The sequence below is a fragment of the Pseudomonas gingeri genome (genome assembly GCF_013386115.1).
Taxonomy (GTDB): domain Bacteria; phylum Pseudomonadota; class Gammaproteobacteria; order Pseudomonadales; family Pseudomonadaceae; genus Aquipseudomonas; species Aquipseudomonas gingeri.
The window spans coordinates 163,626-179,757 of sequence record NZ_JACAOR010000014.1 but is presented as its reverse complement, the minus strand read 5'-3'; the positions used below and the strand labels follow the sequence as shown (position 1 = coordinate 179,757).

The following is a 16,132-nucleotide window of genomic DNA, read 5'->3' as shown; positions in this document are numbered from 1 at the left end:
TTAAGCCGCAGGCTTCGCAGCACGGCTGATGTTCGCCATGTCGACGCTGTTGGCGTGGACGCTGTCGTTCGGACGCACCCGCTGCACACCGCTGACGATCACCCGATCACCGGCTTTGAGGCCGGAGGTGATGATGCGCAAGCCTTCATGCAGGTTGCCCAGGGTGACTTCGCGGTACTCGACCTTGTCGCCTTCGCCCACCAGCAGGACGAATTTCTTCGCCTGGTCGGTGCCGATCGCCGAATCGTCCACCAGCACGACATCCGCGGGCTTGCCGCCACCGACCTGGAGACGTGCGTACAAACCCGGCAGCAGCGCACCGTTGGCATTGTCGAAACGGGCGCGCACACGGATGGTTCCGGACTGGGTGTCCAACTGGTTGTCGATGGAGTCGACGACCCCCGTGCGGGAAAAGCCGTCTTCGTTGGCCAGGCCGAGGGACACCGGAGCGGGCTGGGCCGAGGACTGGTTCAGGTAGCGCAGGTAGGTCTGCTCATCGACGTCGAACGAGGCATAGATGGGCGACACCGACACCAGGCGGGTCAGCACGGGCGCCGCGGCACCGGCCGACACCACGTTGCCGACGGTCAGCTCGGCACGCGAGACGCGGCCGGTGATGGGCGCGGTGATTTCGGTGTAGGACAGATTGACCCTGGCCGCATCCAGGGCGGCCCTGGCCACCTTGACGTTGGCGCTGGCTTCCCGCGCGGCATTCTGCTTCTCATCGAAATCACGCTTGGAAATCGCGTTCTGATCGACCAGGCGTGCCGCGCGGCCGGCATCCGTGGCCGTGTAGAGCGCGCGGGATTCGGCAGCCGCCAGTTGTCCCGCGGCGCGGTCCACTTCGGCCAGGTAAGTGCGCGGGTCGATGCTGAACAAGGGTTCCCCTTTCCTGACCAGGGCGCCATCCTTGAAATGCACGGCAACCAGGGTGCCGGGAACCAGCGGGCGGATCTCCACCTTGCCGACGGCTTCGAGACGACCGGAGTACGACTGCCACTCGCTGACGGACTTGAAGACCACGGTGGCGACGTCCACTTCGGTCCTGGGGGCCTGGGCGACCTCCGCCGCATGAGCCGTGCCGACGGGGGAAAAATGACCGCCATACTTCACGGCGATCCCGGCAGTGCCGGCCACTAAGAGCGCACTCAACACGACGGAAAGTCGTTGGGGATGGGCGATCATTTATTTATCTCCTACTCGTTGAATAACAGTGCACGCAGTTATCGAAAAACAACTTCTTCGGTTTTCTGCAGTTCTTTAAAACTTGAAAACAGGTTTTCCGGGCGCAAGGGGGCTCTCGCCCGGAACTTCGGCCGGGCGGATAACAGGTTGATAAAGGCGCGGATTACTTCACGACACTATTTACGTCACGGCACAATGATGACGTAGCAGCCCCCCTGGATAAATAACGGCAAGTGATACTGTTAGTAGCCGCTGGGGAGACAATCGCCACCCGCCGTCACACCCTCGGCGCAGAGGCCAGAGCTTGCAGCTCAGGCTTTCCTGTCCCGGTTATGGGCCAGGAGCAACTCGATCTGCGCCATGGCTGGTAACAGCTGCGCGGCAATGTCACAGGCCTTGGCCGTTGGCTTCATGCCGTGGCCGCTACGCACGAACAGCGGATCGCCGAAATACTGTCGCAGACGGACCAATGAACCACTGACGGCAGGCTGGGTGACGCTCAGGCAATCAGCGAAGACTTGAGAATGCCGCCCGCACTTCAGCGACAAACAGCGCCGGCTGTTCAAATGCTGCGAAATGGCCGCCCTTCGACACCCTGTTCCAATAGATCAGATTGCTGTAGGCCTGCTCCGCCCACTCCTTCGGCGGCGTGTAGATTTCACCGGGGAACACCGAGACAGCGACCGGCAACTCCAATGGCACGGCCCCGAAGTTCAGGCCAGGGTGCTCGGCATACATACGAGCGGACGAGGCACCACTGTTGGTCAGCCAATACAGGGTGATGTTATCCAGTATCTGATCGTTGGAGAAAACCCCTTCGGCCTTGCCATCGCTGTGACTCCAGGACACCAGCTTTTCGTAGATCCAGGCGGCCTGCCCCACGGGTGAGTCTGCCAGTGAAAACCCGATGGTTTGCGGACGTGTCGTCTGCAGGTCGTGATAGGCGATACCGTCTGCCGCAAACAACCCGCACTGATCCAGCGCGGCTTGCTCTTGTGCGCTCAACTCCGCGGGCAGATCCTGGGGGACGACAAAAGGCAGGTTAACGTGAATGGCCGCCAGCCCATCGAGCCGCAGACGTCCCATTTCAGTCGTTACCACGCTTCCCCAGTCACCGCCCTGGGCGACATAACGCGGGTAGCCAAGACGGTTCATCAACTCGTGCCAGGCATGAGCAATGCGCGTGCGATTCCATCCCTTGGCGGTAGGTTTGTCGCTGAACCCGTATCCCGGAATCGACGGCAGTACTACGTGGAAAGCATCTTTCGCTGCCCCACCGTGGGCTGTCGGATTGACCAGCGGATCGATACTGTCCAGAAACTCTACAATCGATCCTGGCCAGCCATGGGTCATGATCAAGGGCAACGCGTCGGCATGAGGCGACTGGATGTGCAGGAAGTGGATACCCAGGCCGTCGATCTCGGTCTTGAACTGCGGGTAACCGTTCAAGCGGGCTTCCAGGCGGCGCCAGTCGTATTGGCTGCGCCAGTACTCGACGAGTGCCTTTACCTTGGTCAACTGCGCGCCTTGGGAGCTGTCGGCCACGGTTTCCCGATCCGGCCAACGCGTACCGGCCAGGCGGCGCGCCAGATCATCAAGCTCGACCTGTGGGATCTCAACCCGAAAAGGATGCAATTGAGTATTGTCAGACATGGTGACGCCCTCTTGTTTCGCTCTACCGACAGCCACGGTGCTGTCGCGTCAGGAGGCACCACTATGCCAACCTCGCCGGCAAAGATAAGCCGGCCAAAAAGCTACGCTCTGTCGCTTCAATGGACACAAACCCGCTACGCGGCACCAGCCTCCGCCGCAAGGACCGGGCAAACAGAAACGCCACTCGATCGAGTGGCGTCAAGGGTCAATCACGGGATGCTTATTGCGCGATGTATTTGTCGCTGACATAGGGCGAGTAGTCAGGAAGAACGCTCTCGATCTTGCCCTGCTCCTTCAGGAACTCGGCGGTTTGCGCAACCGCCTTGACCGTGCCGCCGCCCAGCAGCTGCGCGGACGTCTGCTCGGCGGCGCCGGGGAAATGCGAGCCTTCCAGCAGTTCCGGAATATCCACCGGATTGGCGCCGGTAAAACGTGCGATGGTCTTGACCTGCTCGGAGTCGGCGGTCCACTCGGCCTTGTGCGCGTTGTAGTCGGCAATCGCCGCCAGGCTGACCTGGGTGAACTTCTTCAGCACTTCCGGGTGTTTTTCGGCGAAGTCCTTGCGCGCCACCCAGACCTCGAAGGTCGGCGAGCCCCACTGCGAGACTTCACCGGCATCGGTGAGAATCTTCCCGGTCTTGCGGATTTCGCCCAGTGCCGGCGACCAGGTAAAGGCGCCGTCGATATCACCGCGTTTCCAGGCCGCGGTGATTTCCGCCGGAGACAGATTGACCACTTTCACCTTGCCGGGGTCCAGGTTCCAGTGCTTGAGCGCCCCCAGCAGGCTGTAGTGGGAAGTCGAAACGAAGGGGGTGGCGATGGTCTTGCCGATCAGATCCTGGGGACTCTTGATCCCACTGCCGTCGCGCACCACCAGGGCCTCGGAGCCCTTGATCTGCGAGGTGACGATAAACGCCACCAGCGGGAACTTGCGCGAGGCGGCCGCGGCCAACGGGCTCGATCCCAGGTTGCCGATCTGCAGGTCGCCGGAGGCCATGGCCGCAATCACCGCCGGCCCGGCATCGAACCGACGCCAGTTGATCTTCTCGCCAATAACCTTGTCGAAGGTGCCATCGGCGATGGGCAGCTTGGTGGGGTCGATGCCGGTGATATAGCCGATGGTCAGATCGGCCGCATGGGCCCCCAGGGAAATACCGACAACCCCCAGCAGGGCAATCAATTTACGGCTCAGCGATAGGACATTCATGGCGTGGTGGACCTGCGAACTGAAGGGTGGTGTTCCACTCTTCGGGCGTGGGCGCGCGGAGGAACGCAGGGACTGAACGTCCGACCAGGACCGCCGAGTGGCGTAGTCGGACTAGATTAAACGTTCTAAAAGATATCTTTTAAATACCGTTTTGGACTTAGCTTAGAGAAGGCGCAACGGGGCCGGACCTGCCTGATTGGCGCTGAAGCAGCCCAATCACCGGGAAAACCTGCTGCGATAATCCCGGGGGGAAACCGCGAGATTGCGTTGAAAGGTCATGCGCATGCGCTCTTCGTCGCCGAAACCGCAGGCAGAGGCAATCTGGTCGATGTTGCGATCGGAGTCCTCGAGCAACCGTCGCGCCGCTTCCAGGCGAAAAATCTCCACGGCCTTCGCCGGACTGCGTCCGGTCTTCTGCTTGTAGACCCGGCTGAAGTTGCGGGCACTCATGCCCGCCTGGCCGGCCAGCACTTCGACGCTCAAGTCATCGCGCCCGAGGTTCCGGCCCAGCCATTCATGAAAGCCGGCAAAGGCGCCCCCGTCCTGCATCTGGGCCTGCAGCATTTCGCTGAACTGTGACTGCCCGCCGGAACGCTTCATGAACACCACCAGTTCACGCGCCACCTGCATCGCCACGTCGCGCCCGCAATCGGCCTCGACCAGGGCCAACGCCAGGTCGATCCCCGCGGTCACCCCGGCCGAGGTCCACACCCCGCCCTGCTGTATGAATATCGCATCCTGGTCGACTTCGATCGTCGAGAAGCGTGACTTGAGCATGTCGCACATCGCCCAGTGGGTCACCGCGCGCTTGGTCTCGAGCAGGCCCGCCTGGGCCAGGAGAAACGCACCGCTGCAGACCGATGCCGTCCGGCGCACGGTGGGCGCCGCCGCCGCAATCCACTCGATCAGTTCGCCCGAGTTTTCCAGGGCCCGCAGGATTTCCGGAGCCCCCGGCACGATAACCGTATCCACGACCTGGCCGGCAAACCCGGACAAGGCCTGGGTCTCGACGACCAGGCCCTCCGCGGTGCGTATCGGCCCGCCGGTCATACTCGCCGTCGGCCGTTCATAACCGGGCAGCCCCCGCTCCGCCATGGCCTTGGTTGCGGCCCAGAACACGGTTTGTGCACCCGTCAGGTCGAGCAGCCCCATTTCCGGATAGGCCAGGAACAGGATGGTACGAGGGCGATTGGACACCTCGGCGGCGGCATGAGCGGTCATTCGTTAAAACTCTTCGACGGATGAAATACGTTGCCCATCGGCAGCGCTTGCCTGGAGGGGTATACATTCTTGCCGTCGGCGCCCGCAAGCCCCCACCTCTCACGATCCGCCCGGCGTTGGCGCAATATCAGGGTTTTATGTCATTTACCCATGGACACTTGCGCCTCTAGTATCAATAACAACCTGAGCCACCCACTTAATCAAAAACTCTTTATCAGACTTGAATAACGCGCAACGCGACAAGTTCAAAACACTGTCGTGCCTTATATAAAAGTCCCCTGTCATTCAAACCAGGAACAAAAAAGATGAAACAACATATCTTGATCGTCGGTGCGGGATTTGCCGGTGTCTGGAGCGCATTGAGCGCTGCGCGCCAACTGGATCTGAATGGCCGTAGCGATGAGGTGCGCATCAGCGTCCTCGCCCCGCAACCCGAACTGCGTATCCGCCCGCGTTTTTATGAGCCCGATGTACACGAGATGAAAGCTTCGCTGGTGGCGTTGTTCGACGCGACCGGCATCCACTTTGTCGAAGGCCAGGCGGACCGGATCGACACCGCCACCCGGCGTGTCGAATACCTTGGCCCCGACTGCGCCCGGGCCGGGCTGAACTACGATCGCCTGGTGCTGGCCACGGGCAGCCAGGTGGTGCGGCCGAAGCTCGAGGGCGTGGAACATGCCTTCGACGTCGACTCCATCGAAGCCGCCTGCGCCCTGGAGAAACACCTCAAGGCCCTCGGCAATCAACCCGAGTCGCCGGCGCGCAACACCGTCATCGTCTGTGGCGGTGGCTTCACCGGGATCGAGACGGCCACCGAAATGCCAGCCCGCCTGCGTGCGGTGTTGGGCGAACACGCCAAGGTCCAGGTCATCGTTGTCGATCGCGGCAATGCCATCGGTGCGGCCTTCGGCCAAGGCATCAGCCCGTCGATTGCCCAGGCGTCCGCCGACCTGGGTATCGAGTGGTGCCTGGATGCCTCGGTGGCGTCGGTGGACTCGAACGGGGTCACCCTGGCGGATGGTCGCCGCATCGAAGCGAAGACCGTGATCTGGACCGTGGGGTTCCGGGCCAATCCGTTGACCGCGCAGATTCCCGGCGAACGCGACCCGTTGGGTCGCCTGTACGTCGACCCGCACCTCAAGGTGCTCGGCCAGGACGCCGTATATGCGGCCGGTGATGTCGCTTATGCGGCGACCGACGAACTGGGCAACGTGGCCGCGATGTCCTGCCAGCATGCGATTTCGCTGGGACGGCATGCGGGCAACAACGTCGCCGCCGAGCTGATCGGCGTACCGGCCAAGCCGTACAGCCAGCCCAAGTATGTGACCTGCCTGGACCTGGGCACCTGGGGCGCGGTGTACACCGAGGGTTGGGACCGTCAGTTGAAACTGGTCAAGGAGGAAGCCAAGCAGCTCAAGACCAGTATCAACACGGTATGGATCTATCCACCAGCCGCCGAGCGTGAGACGGCGCTGGCATCGGCCGATCCACTGATCCCGGTGGCCTGAATATCGGCGGGCCGAGCCTCTGAAGCGCGAGACTCTGCGTCTAGCGCCTCGACTGTCAGGCCCCGCCGTTCCCAGCGTGCGATCACCAGGGGAGCCAGGGCATTGCCGAGCACGTTCAGGGTCGTGGTGCCCATGTCCATGACCCTGTAGACCCCGGCAATGAAGGCAATGCCTTCCAGCGGCAGCCCGGCGCTGGCCAGGGTCGCCGAGAGGATCACGAACATGAAGCCGGGCACGCCTGCCGCGCCCTTGGAGGTGAGGACCATGGTGATGACCAGGACCGCCTGCTGGGAAAGGCTCAGTTCTATCCCGTAGAGCTGGGCGACGAACAGGGTGCCGATGCCGAGGAACAGCGAGGCCCCATCCAGATTGAACGAGTAGCCGACCGGCACCACAAAGGACACCACCTCCCGGGGTACGCCGAACTTCTCCAGCTTGACCATCAGCTGTGGCATCACCGCCGCCGAGCTGGCACTGGAAAACGCCAGGACCAGTTCATCCTTGATATGCCGGATCAGGCCGAAAATCGAGACACCGGCCATCCGCGCGATACTGCCCAGCACCAGCACGGCGAACAGGACCAGCGCCACGTAGGTGACCAGGATCAGCTTCGCCAACGGCAGGAGGGAGGAGAAGCCGAAGCTGGCGACGGTCACGGCGATCATGCCGAATACACCGATGGGCGAGTAGGCCATGACCATCGAGGTGATCCGGAACATCGCATCGCTCAGTCCCCTGAATACCGCCAGCACCGGCTCCCTACGCTCATCGGGCAGGCCGGACAGCGCCAGTCCGAACATCACCGCGAAGAACAGCACCGGCAGCAGGTTGCCCTTGGCCATGGCGTCGACAATGTTGTCCGGCACGATGCCCAACAGCAGGCCCATGACCCCCTGGTGTCCGGTGCCGGCCGGCAGGCTGACGCTGGCGGCCTTGAGGCTGTGCAGGTCGGTGCCGGCACCCGGTTGCAGGAGATTGCCGATCACCAGGCCGACAATGATCGCGGTGGTGGTCACGGCGAAGAAATACAGCAGGGTTTTCACGCCCATGCGACCGAGCGCCTTGCGGTCGCTGTGGCCGGCGACGCCAACCACCATGCAGCAGAACACGATGGGAATGACGATCATCTTCATCAGCTTGATGAACAGGTCGCCGGCCGGCTGCAGCAGGTTTTCGGTAAGCCAGGGGCGTGCGTCGGGGGCATGATTGAGCAGCGCGCCGACAGCAATGCCGAGGATCAGGCCGATCAGGATCTGAACGACCAGGGGAATACGAGGTTTATGCATGTCCGTCTCACAGGTGATGTCAGTGGCAGGATCTTGTTTTCAAAGGGGAGGCAGAGCCCTCCCCTGATGACTGTCGGCTCTGGGTGGCCGATCAGCCTAACGCCTGGCAGGCGTTGAGAAGGCGCGCGCAACCTTCCCGGATCAAGCTATCGCCGCTTGCGAAAGAGAGACGCACGTAGGGGCTGAGGCCATAGGCATCGCCGACCACCGTTGCCACGCCGGCCTCTTCCAGCCAGTAGCGAACCACGTCGGCATCGGTACGCAGTGTCCATCCTTGCGGGACCTGGCGACCGAGCAGCCCTGCCACGTTGGCAAACACGTAGAACGCGCCATCCGGGATGACACAACTGAGGCCGGGGATGGCGGACAGCAGATCCAGCATGAGATTGCGACGGGCCTTGTAGAGGCTCGCCATGGCGCGGACCGGTGCCTGATCGCCGGCAAATGCCGCCACGGCAGCCGCCTGGCTGATCGAGCTGGGACAGGTGGTGCTTTGCGAAAGCAGTTTGCCGATGGCTGCGATCAGCCAGGTCGGGCCGGCGCCGAAGCCCAGGCGCCAACCGGTCATGGCATAACCTTTCGAAGCGCCGTTGACGATCAGCGTGCGCTCTTTCAGGTCGGGCGCCGCGTTGCCGAAAGAGACATGCCCACCCTCGGTGTAGACGAAGTGTTCGTAGATCTCATCGGCCATGACCAGTACGTGGGGGTGCTTGCGCAACACCTGGGCCAGCGCCTGCAACTCTTGCAGGGAATACACCGCGCCACTGGGGTTGTTCGGGGAGTTGAGGATCAGCCACTTCGTCCGCGCGGTGATGGCGGTTTCCAGCTCCTCCGGCGTCAGCTTGAAGCCGTTGCCTTCATGCCCGACGACGACAACCGGGGTTCCCCCGTTGAGCTTGGTGATATCCGGGTACGACACCCAATAGGGCGTATGAACAATGACTTCGTCTTCGGGATTGAGCGTCGCCGCCAGCGCTTCGAAAATGATCTGCTTGCCACCGGCGGCCGCGACGACCTGATCGACCGTGTATTCGAGGCCGTTGTCACGCTGCAGCTTGGTCACGATGGCTTTGCGCAGCGCGGGCGTGCCGAGGGTATTGGTGTAGTGGGTCTCCCCCGCCAGCATCGCCGCACGGGCCGCCTCGACGATGTGCGCCGAGGTGGCGAGGTCAGGCTCGCCCACGGTGAAATTGACGATGTCCCGGCCTTGCGCCCGCAATGTCGCCACCAGGGCGTTGGCCGCGATACTGGGCGAAGGCGCGATGCTCAGGACCCGCCGGGAAAGCAGTGCTGTGCTCATGGTTGTTCTCACATCAGGCCGGCTTTGACAAGGGCGTTGGTGATCCACGATTGCTCGACCGCGTGGGTGGCGATCTCGGCCTTCACCCGCTCTTCGTGGGCTTCGTGTTCGCGGGCCTTGGCCAGGACTTCCTCGGCCGCGTCCCGGGAAAAGGCAACCAGTCCGTCCTCGTCGCCGACCACGATATCTCCCGGATTGATCACCATCCCGCCGATGGACACCGGCACGTTGATCTCGCCCGGCCCGGTCTTGTACGGCCCGCAGTGCACCACGGCCCTGGCATAGCAGGGGGTGTTCTCGAAGCTCGCCACGTCACGGATGGCACCGTCGACGACAAAGCCGACACAGCCGCGTTGCAGGGCATACAACTTGATCAGCTCACCGATGACCGCATTGTTGGTATCGCCCTGGCCATCAATCACCAGGACATGGCCCGGCTTCAACATCATCAGGGCCTTGTAGATATACAGGTTGTCGCCCGGACGGGTCTTGACCGTCAGCGCCGTACCCACCAACTTGCCCGTGCGGTTATAACGCGTCAGGCCGCGGGCACCGATATGCCGGCCCAGGTTATCGCTGATATGAGGTGTCACCACGGATGCAAAGGCTTCGATCAGGGAATTGGAAGCGGTCGCAACCGAGGGGTTGATACGGGTGCCTGGAAGTAACATAAGATGCCCTACTTATTGGGTTTGTTATCACGACAAACCGATAGTAGTGAGTCTCAAATCATACTTTTAGCGATATTTATATATGATTTATCATCTCTTTTAGTAATCACAAGGTTATGTCGATGGTCACGTTCAAGCAGCTGGAAGCCCTCTATTGGATATCCCAGCTCGGCAGTTTCGAAGCTGCCGCAGACAAACTGCACATGTCCCAGTCGGCGATTTCCAAGCGTATCGCCGAGCTGGAAGAAACCTTCAATGTCGCCATGTTCGACCGCACGCGGCGTACTTCGCGCCTGACCCCAAAGGGCGCTCTTTTACTGGCCCACGCCAGCGACCTGCTGATGCGGCGCGACCAGATGCTCGGCGAGGTCAGCGACAAATCGGCGCTGGTGGGCCGCTTTCGCCTGGGAGTCACCGAACTGACGGCAATGACCTGGCTGCCCGCGCTGGTGGAACGCGTCAATGCCGTCTACCCGAGGTTGCAGCTGGAGCCCTCGGTGGATGTCGGCTCGGGTTTGTTTCGCCAGCTCGAACAGGACCAGCTGGACCTGATCGTCGCACCGGCGGTCTACGCCGACCCGCGCTTTGTCAGTCTCGAATTGCAGAGCGTCAGGAATGTGTGGATGTGCTCGCCGCGACTGCTCGATAGCAACCGCGTCTGGTCCCTGGCGGAACTGGCGGACCAGAAGCTGCTGACCCAGGGCACGTCTTCCGGGGCGGGCCTGCACTACCAGCGATGGTTTGCCACGCAGGGCGTGGATTTCGCGCGCACCATCAACGTCAACAACCTGCTGGCCCAGGTCGGCCTGACGACCTCCGGTCTTGGTATCGCCTATCTGCCCAGGGATTGCCTGGCCCACCTGCTCGACCGTGGCGACCTGTGCGAGCTGCAGTGCGAGCCCGCTCTCCCGGACGCCCCCTACATCACCTTGCACCGGGCTGATCGCTGGGTGGGGGTGAGTGCCGAGATCGCCGAGATGGCGCAGCAACTGTGTGATTTTTCCAAACTGCTGATTGCCCGCTGATCACACCGCGGATGAAACTTTCCATGCCGTTATCGGAAAAAAAGTGATGGTATTCGAGTCCTAAATATCGCTAAAGATATTCCCCGGCTGACCCTAGTATTTATTTTCCAAATAAGAAAAATACCGGGTCATTCGATGAATTCGCCAGCATCTCGTATTACTCCTCCCAAGAGAGGCGGCTTCCGCTGGATAGTCGCCATATTGTTTTTCCTCGCTTATATGATCGCCGGTGCGGACCGGGCCAATATCGGGGTCGTGGTGCCCTTCATCAAGCAGGAATATAGTCTCAGCAATACCGATATCGGTGCGCTGGCCAGCCTGTTCTATCTCACTTATGCCGTGGTGCAGATTCCCGCCGGTTACTTGTTCAGTCGCTTCGGCATTCGCAATCTCCTGACCGCCTCTCTGGTCCTCACTTCGTTATCGACGTTATTGATCGGCATGACCAGCAGCGTGCTGCAGTTGAAGTTCGCCCGGGCCTTGCTGGGCGCGGCCGAGGGCCCGATCAATATCGGCATCGTCTCGATCATCAATCGCTGGTTCCCGTCACGGGAAAAAGGGTTGGCGACCGGCATCTTCATGTCGTCGATCAAGTTTGCCCCCGCCTTTGTCCCGCCGCTGTGCGCGTTGATCGTCAGCCTGTATGGCTGGCGGGAAGTGTTCTACCTCTTTGCCTTCCCGGGCCTGCTGATCGCGGCGCTCTGGTGGTTCTATGTCAAGGATGATCCGTCCCAGAGCAAACACTGCTCGGAAGCCGAAAAGCGCTACATCCAGGAAACCGATACGCCTCAAGCCAGGCCCGCGACCACCCTGGCGCCCCGCCACAGCTGGCTGGACCGTTTTATCCGCAGCCGTGAAATGGACCTGCTGCCGGACAACGCCAGTATCCTCAGGTCATGGAACGTCTGGGCCTGCGCGCTGGGTTACTTCCTCATGGTGGGCATCACCTACACCATCATGACCTGGGTGCCGACGTATCTGGTCTCGGTCAAGCATTACTCCGTCCTGAAGATGGGGGCCGTGGCGGCCTTCCCCTGGGTCGGCGCGATCATCGGCAATCTGCTGGGCGGCTGGCTTTCGGACAAGGTCTTCGACCGCCGTCGCAAGCCGGCCATGCTGATCACCGCCCTGGCGACCCTCGTGATGATGGTCGTGCTGCTGAACTCGCCGGACGATCCGGCGCTGCTGGCCGGCATCTTCCTGCTGACCGGCATTCTGCTCAACATCGGCTATTCGACATTCCTGGTCTACCCCATGGGCCTGGCGGTCAAGGACAAGGTCCCGTTCGCCGCGTCCATCGTCAATACCGGCGGTTCGCTGGGTGGTGCCTTCGCCCCGTTTGTCGTCGGCGTGCTGCTCGATGCCTACAGCTGGAACCTGGTCTTCGCCTTCCTCGGTGCCTGTTCCCTGCTGACCTTCATCATCCTGCTGACCATGGTCGAGCCGCGGCCGAAAAGCGCGATCGCCGCGGCGGCGGACCAGGTGATAACGGACCGTCAACCGGCCCTGTCACGCCCTTGAGCAAGCCCTGTGCATCAGAGCTTTGCATCAGGTCTTTTGAATCATGGCCCTCCCCGATAAAGGACCGAGTATGTCCAGCTCACCGAGCAAAATTGTCAGCCGCCTGGACCTGTGGATCAATCCGATCTTCGACGAACTGATCCGGGCAACCCCGGCATTGCGCCTGCAATGCCTGGCGCGCGCGGACGAAGATGGCGTCTGGGCAGGCCTGGCCCGCTCGGCGGCCTACCACGTCAGCGCGGCCAAGGATGAACTGCCGCGCCAATGGTTCGCCGACGCCGCCCTGATAGAGCGCTGCCCAGACCTGCTCTGCGTCTCCAGCGGCGGCGCGGGTTACGACACCGTCGATGTCGACGCCTGCACCCGCGCCGGCATCGCCGTGGTCAACCAGGCCGGGGCCAACGCGAACTCGGTGGCCGAACATACCTTCGGCCTGATCCTGGCCCTGGCGAAGCGGATCATCCCCGCCAACCGACGACTGCGGACAGACAGTGGTTTCGCCCGCGAAGAACTGATGGGCGAGGAAATCCATGGGGCGACCCTGGGCATCATCGGCCTTGGCGTGATTGGCGAGCGCACCGCCAGGGTGGCCCGAGGCTTCGGTATGCAGGTGCTGGCCTATGATCCGCACCTCGACGAGGACACTCTTCGCCAACGCGGGGCGCAACCGGCGACGCTCGAGCAACTGCTGGCCGCGTCGGATTACGTCTCGCTGCACTGCCCGCTCAACGCATCAACCCGTCACCTCATGGGCGAAAGACAGTTCGCCGCGATGAAGCCGGGAGCGGTGTTCATCAGCACCGCCCGCGGCGGAATCCACGATGAGGCGGCACTGTATGAAGCGCTGAAAGACGGCCATCTGTCCGGTGCCGGACTGGATGTCTGGGCCGTGGAACCGCCACCCCACGGCGCGCCATTGCTGGCGCTGGAAAACGTGATCGCCACCTACCACACCGCCGGCGTCAGCGTGGGTGGCCGGCGCAACGTCGCCCGTTCTTCCGCCCAACAGATCCAGGCCCTGCTCCGTGGCGAGCGCCCGCCTCACCTGCTCAACCCCCAGGTCTGGGAACACTTCCTGGAACGGCTGCGGAAAACGGCATGAAGGTGCGCCGCAACCACGCCCGAAAAACGCACGTGGTTGCCGGCGCTTGCGTCAATGCCATTGCGCGAGGAGGCGCAGGTGCTGCTCCTGCGCAACCTCCTGGACCACCGGCGACAGACGCAGGTTGTCACCCGGCAGGCACTGCGCCAGGCGGGCCAGCGAGCGCGGAGTCAGGGCCCCCAGGCGTGGGTAGCCGCCGATGGTCTGGCGATCGTTGAGCAGGATGATCGGCTGGCCATCTGGCGGCACCTGGATAGCCCCCAGCGGAATGCCCTCGGAGATCAGCGCCTTGCCCTGGTAATGCAAGCTCGGACCGAGCAGGCGCACGCCCATGCGGTCAGCCCTCGAATCGACCTGCCAGACGCTGTTGAAGGCATCGAACAGACTCTGCCCGGCGAAGTCGGCGATCTGCGCGCCCAGCACGGTTTCCAGCGGCCTGGACGAGCCCAGGTCGGGGACTCGATGCGCCTCCAGTTCCCGAGGCTGCGGCGAAGTGCCGGACCAGGCCAGCCGATCCCCCGCCGCCAGCGCCAACCCCGAGCCGTCGAGACCACCCAGGCCTTCCCGGCAGACGGTGGCCTTGCTGCCCATGACAGGCGTTGCATCGAAACCACCCGGGGCCGCCAGGTAGGCGCGTGCCCCCCGGATCGGCTGGCTGAAGATCAACCGCTGGCCACGGCGCACGAGGAAACTGCGCCAGGGTTGCAACGGCTGGCCGTCGAGACTGGCATCGAGGTCGGCACCCGCCAGGGCCAGGCATACATCCTCCCCGGCGATCAGTTCCAGGCCTCCGAGGGTGATCTCGATCACCGCCGCCTCCAGCGGATTGCCCAGCAACCAGTTGGCCCAGGACATCGAGATCCAATCGGTGGCGCCACCCTGGGTCACGCCAAGCTGGCGAATGCCGAAGCGGCCAGCGTCCTGCAGCAGCACCAGGGGAGTACTGCGTTCTACCCGCAAGCCACTCATGGCAATGCCTCCAACGGTGTGTCGTCGCCACCCAGGCGGATGAACTCGTCATGGCAGACAGCTTCGAAGCGTACCCGGTCGCCGGGTTGCAGCAGGCTGTAGCCCTCCAGCGAGTGGTCGAACAGTTTTACCGGTGTACGTCCGATCAGGTTCCAGCCACCGGGAGAGGCCTGCGGGTAGGCCGCGGTCTGGCGCTCGGCGATACCGACACTGCCGGCCGCCACGCGCTTGCGCGGTGTGTTCAGTCGCGGGCTGGCGAGGCTTTCCTCGACCAGGCCCATAAAGGCAAAACCAGGGACAAAACCCAAGGCAAACACCTGGTACTCATGGCGGCTGTGACGCTCGATCACCTCGGCGACGGACAATCCGCTGCGCTGCGCCAACCGCTTGAGCTCAGGCCCCACCCTGGGGTCGTACCAGGTCGGCAGGCGGTGGCTGCGACCACTGCCGCCGGTATCCGGTTGCAAACCGTCGAGCGCTTCGGCGATCAACTGCCGGGCCTGCGCCGCCAGCAGCCGGCGCAGGTCGTAGTGCACCAGCAGCGTGGTGTAGGACGGTACCAGGTCAATCAGACCGAGGCCGAAGCGCTCGCGCAGACGCCGCGAGGCCGCCAGCATCCACGGCATGTTCGCCTCGTCGATGGCGTCGAACAGGCGGACCATCAGGCAGTCGATGGCAACGATTTCGATGCGAATCCTCATACCGGCCGCAACTCCCCGAGAGCCACGCGAATACGCTGCACGGCGGCGATCGAACTGTCGTTGTCGCCATGCACGCAGATCGTATCGACCCGCAGGCTCAGGGCACTGCCGTCGCTGGCGATCAGGTCTTCGCCACGGGCCAGGGTCACGGCCTGGTTGATCACCGTGTCGGGGTCATGATGAACCGCACCGCGCACGCTCCGGGAAACCAGGTGCCCGCTCGGATCGTAGGCGCGATCGGCAAAGGCCTCGAACCACAGCGGGACACCGTATTCCGCGCTCAGGGCCAGGGCGGTGCCGTTGTCACGCTGGGCCATCAGCATCAACCGCAATTCGCCCTCATAGGCGGCCACGGCCTTGAACACCGCACGCAGTTGCCGGGCATCGCGCATCATGTCGTTGTACAGCGCGCCGTGCGGCTTGACGTACTGCACCCGGCCCCCCTGGGCGCGACAAATGCCGTCCAGTGCGCCGATCTGGTAGAGCATCAGGTCTTCGACTTCCTGCGGCGAGCAGTTCATGGAGCGGCGGCCGAAACCCACCAGGTCCGGGTAGGCCGGATGGGCACCGATACGCACTTCGTGGGCCAGCGCCAAGGTCACGGTCTTGCGCATGGTGCTGGGGTCGGAGGCGTGGAAACCACAGGCAATGTTGGCGCAATCGATAAAGGGCATGATGTCGGCGTCGCAGCCCGTGGTCCAGGCACCGAAGCTTTCACCGATATCGCAATTCAGTAAGGGTATCGTCATTGTTATGGATTCCTGGCTGTACAGCCAAACTGCA

At 62.7% G+C, this 16,132-nt stretch carries 15 protein-coding genes; 4 read left to right on the top strand and 11 right to left on the bottom strand.

Annotation, left to right across the window (positions count from 1 at the left end; translation table 11 throughout):
- The 5 genes from HX881_RS27725 to HX881_RS27705 form a co-directional block, all read right to left on the bottom strand.
- Positions 1–1,185, bottom strand: a complete 1,185-nt coding sequence (locus tag HX881_RS27725) for an efflux RND transporter periplasmic adaptor subunit (protein ID WP_177087649.1) — start codon at positions 1,183–1,185, stop codon at positions 1–3.
- Between the two features lie 311 nt (positions 1,186–1,496).
- Positions 1,497–1,655 (bottom strand): hypothetical protein, encoded by a 159-nt coding sequence (locus HX881_RS27720; protein ID WP_246356595.1) that lies wholly within the window; start codon positions 1,653–1,655, stop codon positions 1,497–1,499.
- Between the two features lie 37 nt (positions 1,656–1,692).
- Positions 1,693–2,838 (bottom strand): epoxide hydrolase family protein, encoded by a 1,146-nt coding sequence (locus tag HX881_RS27715; protein ID WP_017128156.1) that lies wholly within the window; start codon positions 2,836–2,838, stop codon positions 1,693–1,695.
- Between the two features lie 220 nt (positions 2,839–3,058).
- A complete protein-coding gene (gene tauA / locus HX881_RS27710; protein WP_017128155.1) occupies positions 3,059–4,045 on the bottom strand; it encodes a taurine ABC transporter substrate-binding protein in 987 nt (328 codons plus the stop codon).
- 216 nt (positions 4,046–4,261) lie between these two features.
- The gene (locus HX881_RS27705) at positions 4,262–5,266 is read right to left on the bottom strand and encodes a GlxA family transcriptional regulator (protein WP_017128154.1); all 1,005 of its coding nucleotides are present in this window, start codon (positions 5,264–5,266) and stop codon (positions 4,262–4,264) included.
- Positions 5,267–5,571: 305 nt separating this feature from the next.
- Between HX881_RS27705 and HX881_RS27700 the strand changes: the two genes are divergently transcribed.
- Positions 5,572–6,774, top strand: coding sequence for an NAD(P)/FAD-dependent oxidoreductase (locus HX881_RS27700; RefSeq protein ID WP_177087647.1), 1,203 nt, complete (start codon positions 5,572–5,574; stop codon positions 6,772–6,774).
- On the opposite strand, the gene HX881_RS27695 is transcribed toward HX881_RS27700, so the two are convergent.
- The 3 genes from HX881_RS27695 to HX881_RS27685 all read right to left on the bottom strand — a co-directional run bounded on the left by HX881_RS27695 (position 6,708) and on the right by HX881_RS27685 (position 10,031).
- Positions 6,708–8,060: a cation:dicarboxylate symporter family transporter gene (locus tag HX881_RS27695; RefSeq protein WP_177087645.1), complete on the bottom strand. Its 1,353-nt coding sequence runs from the start codon at positions 8,058–8,060 to the stop codon at positions 6,708–6,710. The genes HX881_RS27700 and HX881_RS27695 overlap by 67 nt on opposite strands.
- 91 nt (positions 8,061–8,151) lie before the next feature.
- Positions 8,152–9,360, bottom strand: a complete 1,209-nt coding sequence (locus HX881_RS27690; RefSeq protein ID WP_177087644.1) for a pyridoxal phosphate-dependent aminotransferase — start codon at positions 9,358–9,360, stop codon at positions 8,152–8,154.
- 8 nt (positions 9,361–9,368) lie between these two features.
- Positions 9,369–10,031, bottom strand: a complete 663-nt coding sequence (locus HX881_RS27685) for an RraA family protein (protein WP_177087642.1) — start codon at positions 10,029–10,031, stop codon at positions 9,369–9,371.
- A 122-nt stretch (positions 10,032–10,153) separates the two neighbouring features.
- Here HX881_RS27685 and HX881_RS27680 point away from each other — a divergent pair, with 122 nt between their 5' ends.
- From HX881_RS27680 to HX881_RS27670, 3 genes are all read left to right on the top strand, one after another.
- Positions 10,154–11,056 (top strand): LysR family transcriptional regulator, encoded by a 903-nt coding sequence (locus HX881_RS27680; protein ID WP_017128149.1) that lies wholly within the window; start codon positions 10,154–10,156, stop codon positions 11,054–11,056.
- Between the two features lie 135 nt (positions 11,057–11,191).
- Positions 11,192–12,577 (top strand): MFS transporter, encoded by a 1,386-nt coding sequence (locus HX881_RS27675; RefSeq protein WP_042936198.1) that lies wholly within the window; start codon positions 11,192–11,194, stop codon positions 12,575–12,577.
- Positions 12,578–12,647: 70 nt separating this feature from the next.
- Entirely contained in the window at positions 12,648–13,679 is a 1,032-nt protein-coding gene (locus HX881_RS27670; protein ID WP_177087640.1) for a hydroxyacid dehydrogenase, read from the top strand.
- 51 nt (positions 13,680–13,730) lie between these two features.
- Here the strand turns inward: HX881_RS27670 and HX881_RS27665 are convergent, their stop codons facing one another.
- From HX881_RS27665 to HX881_RS27655, 3 genes are read right to left on the bottom strand one after another with little or no spacing between them, the layout of a single operon-like run.
- A complete protein-coding gene (locus HX881_RS27665; RefSeq protein WP_177087638.1) occupies positions 13,731–14,648 on the bottom strand; it encodes a 5-oxoprolinase subunit C family protein in 918 nt (305 codons plus the stop codon).
- Positions 14,645–15,349: a 5-oxoprolinase subunit B family protein gene (locus tag HX881_RS27660; RefSeq protein WP_103033016.1), complete on the bottom strand. Its 705-nt coding sequence runs from the start codon at positions 15,347–15,349 to the stop codon at positions 14,645–14,647. Before HX881_RS27660 ends, HX881_RS27665 begins: the two co-directional genes overlap by 4 nt.
- The gene (locus HX881_RS27655; RefSeq protein ID WP_017128144.1) at positions 15,346–16,098 is read right to left on the bottom strand and encodes a 5-oxoprolinase subunit PxpA; all 753 of its coding nucleotides are present in this window, start codon (positions 16,096–16,098) and stop codon (positions 15,346–15,348) included. Before HX881_RS27655 ends, HX881_RS27660 begins: the two co-directional genes overlap by 4 nt.
- Positions 16,099–16,132 lie beyond the last annotated feature (34 nt).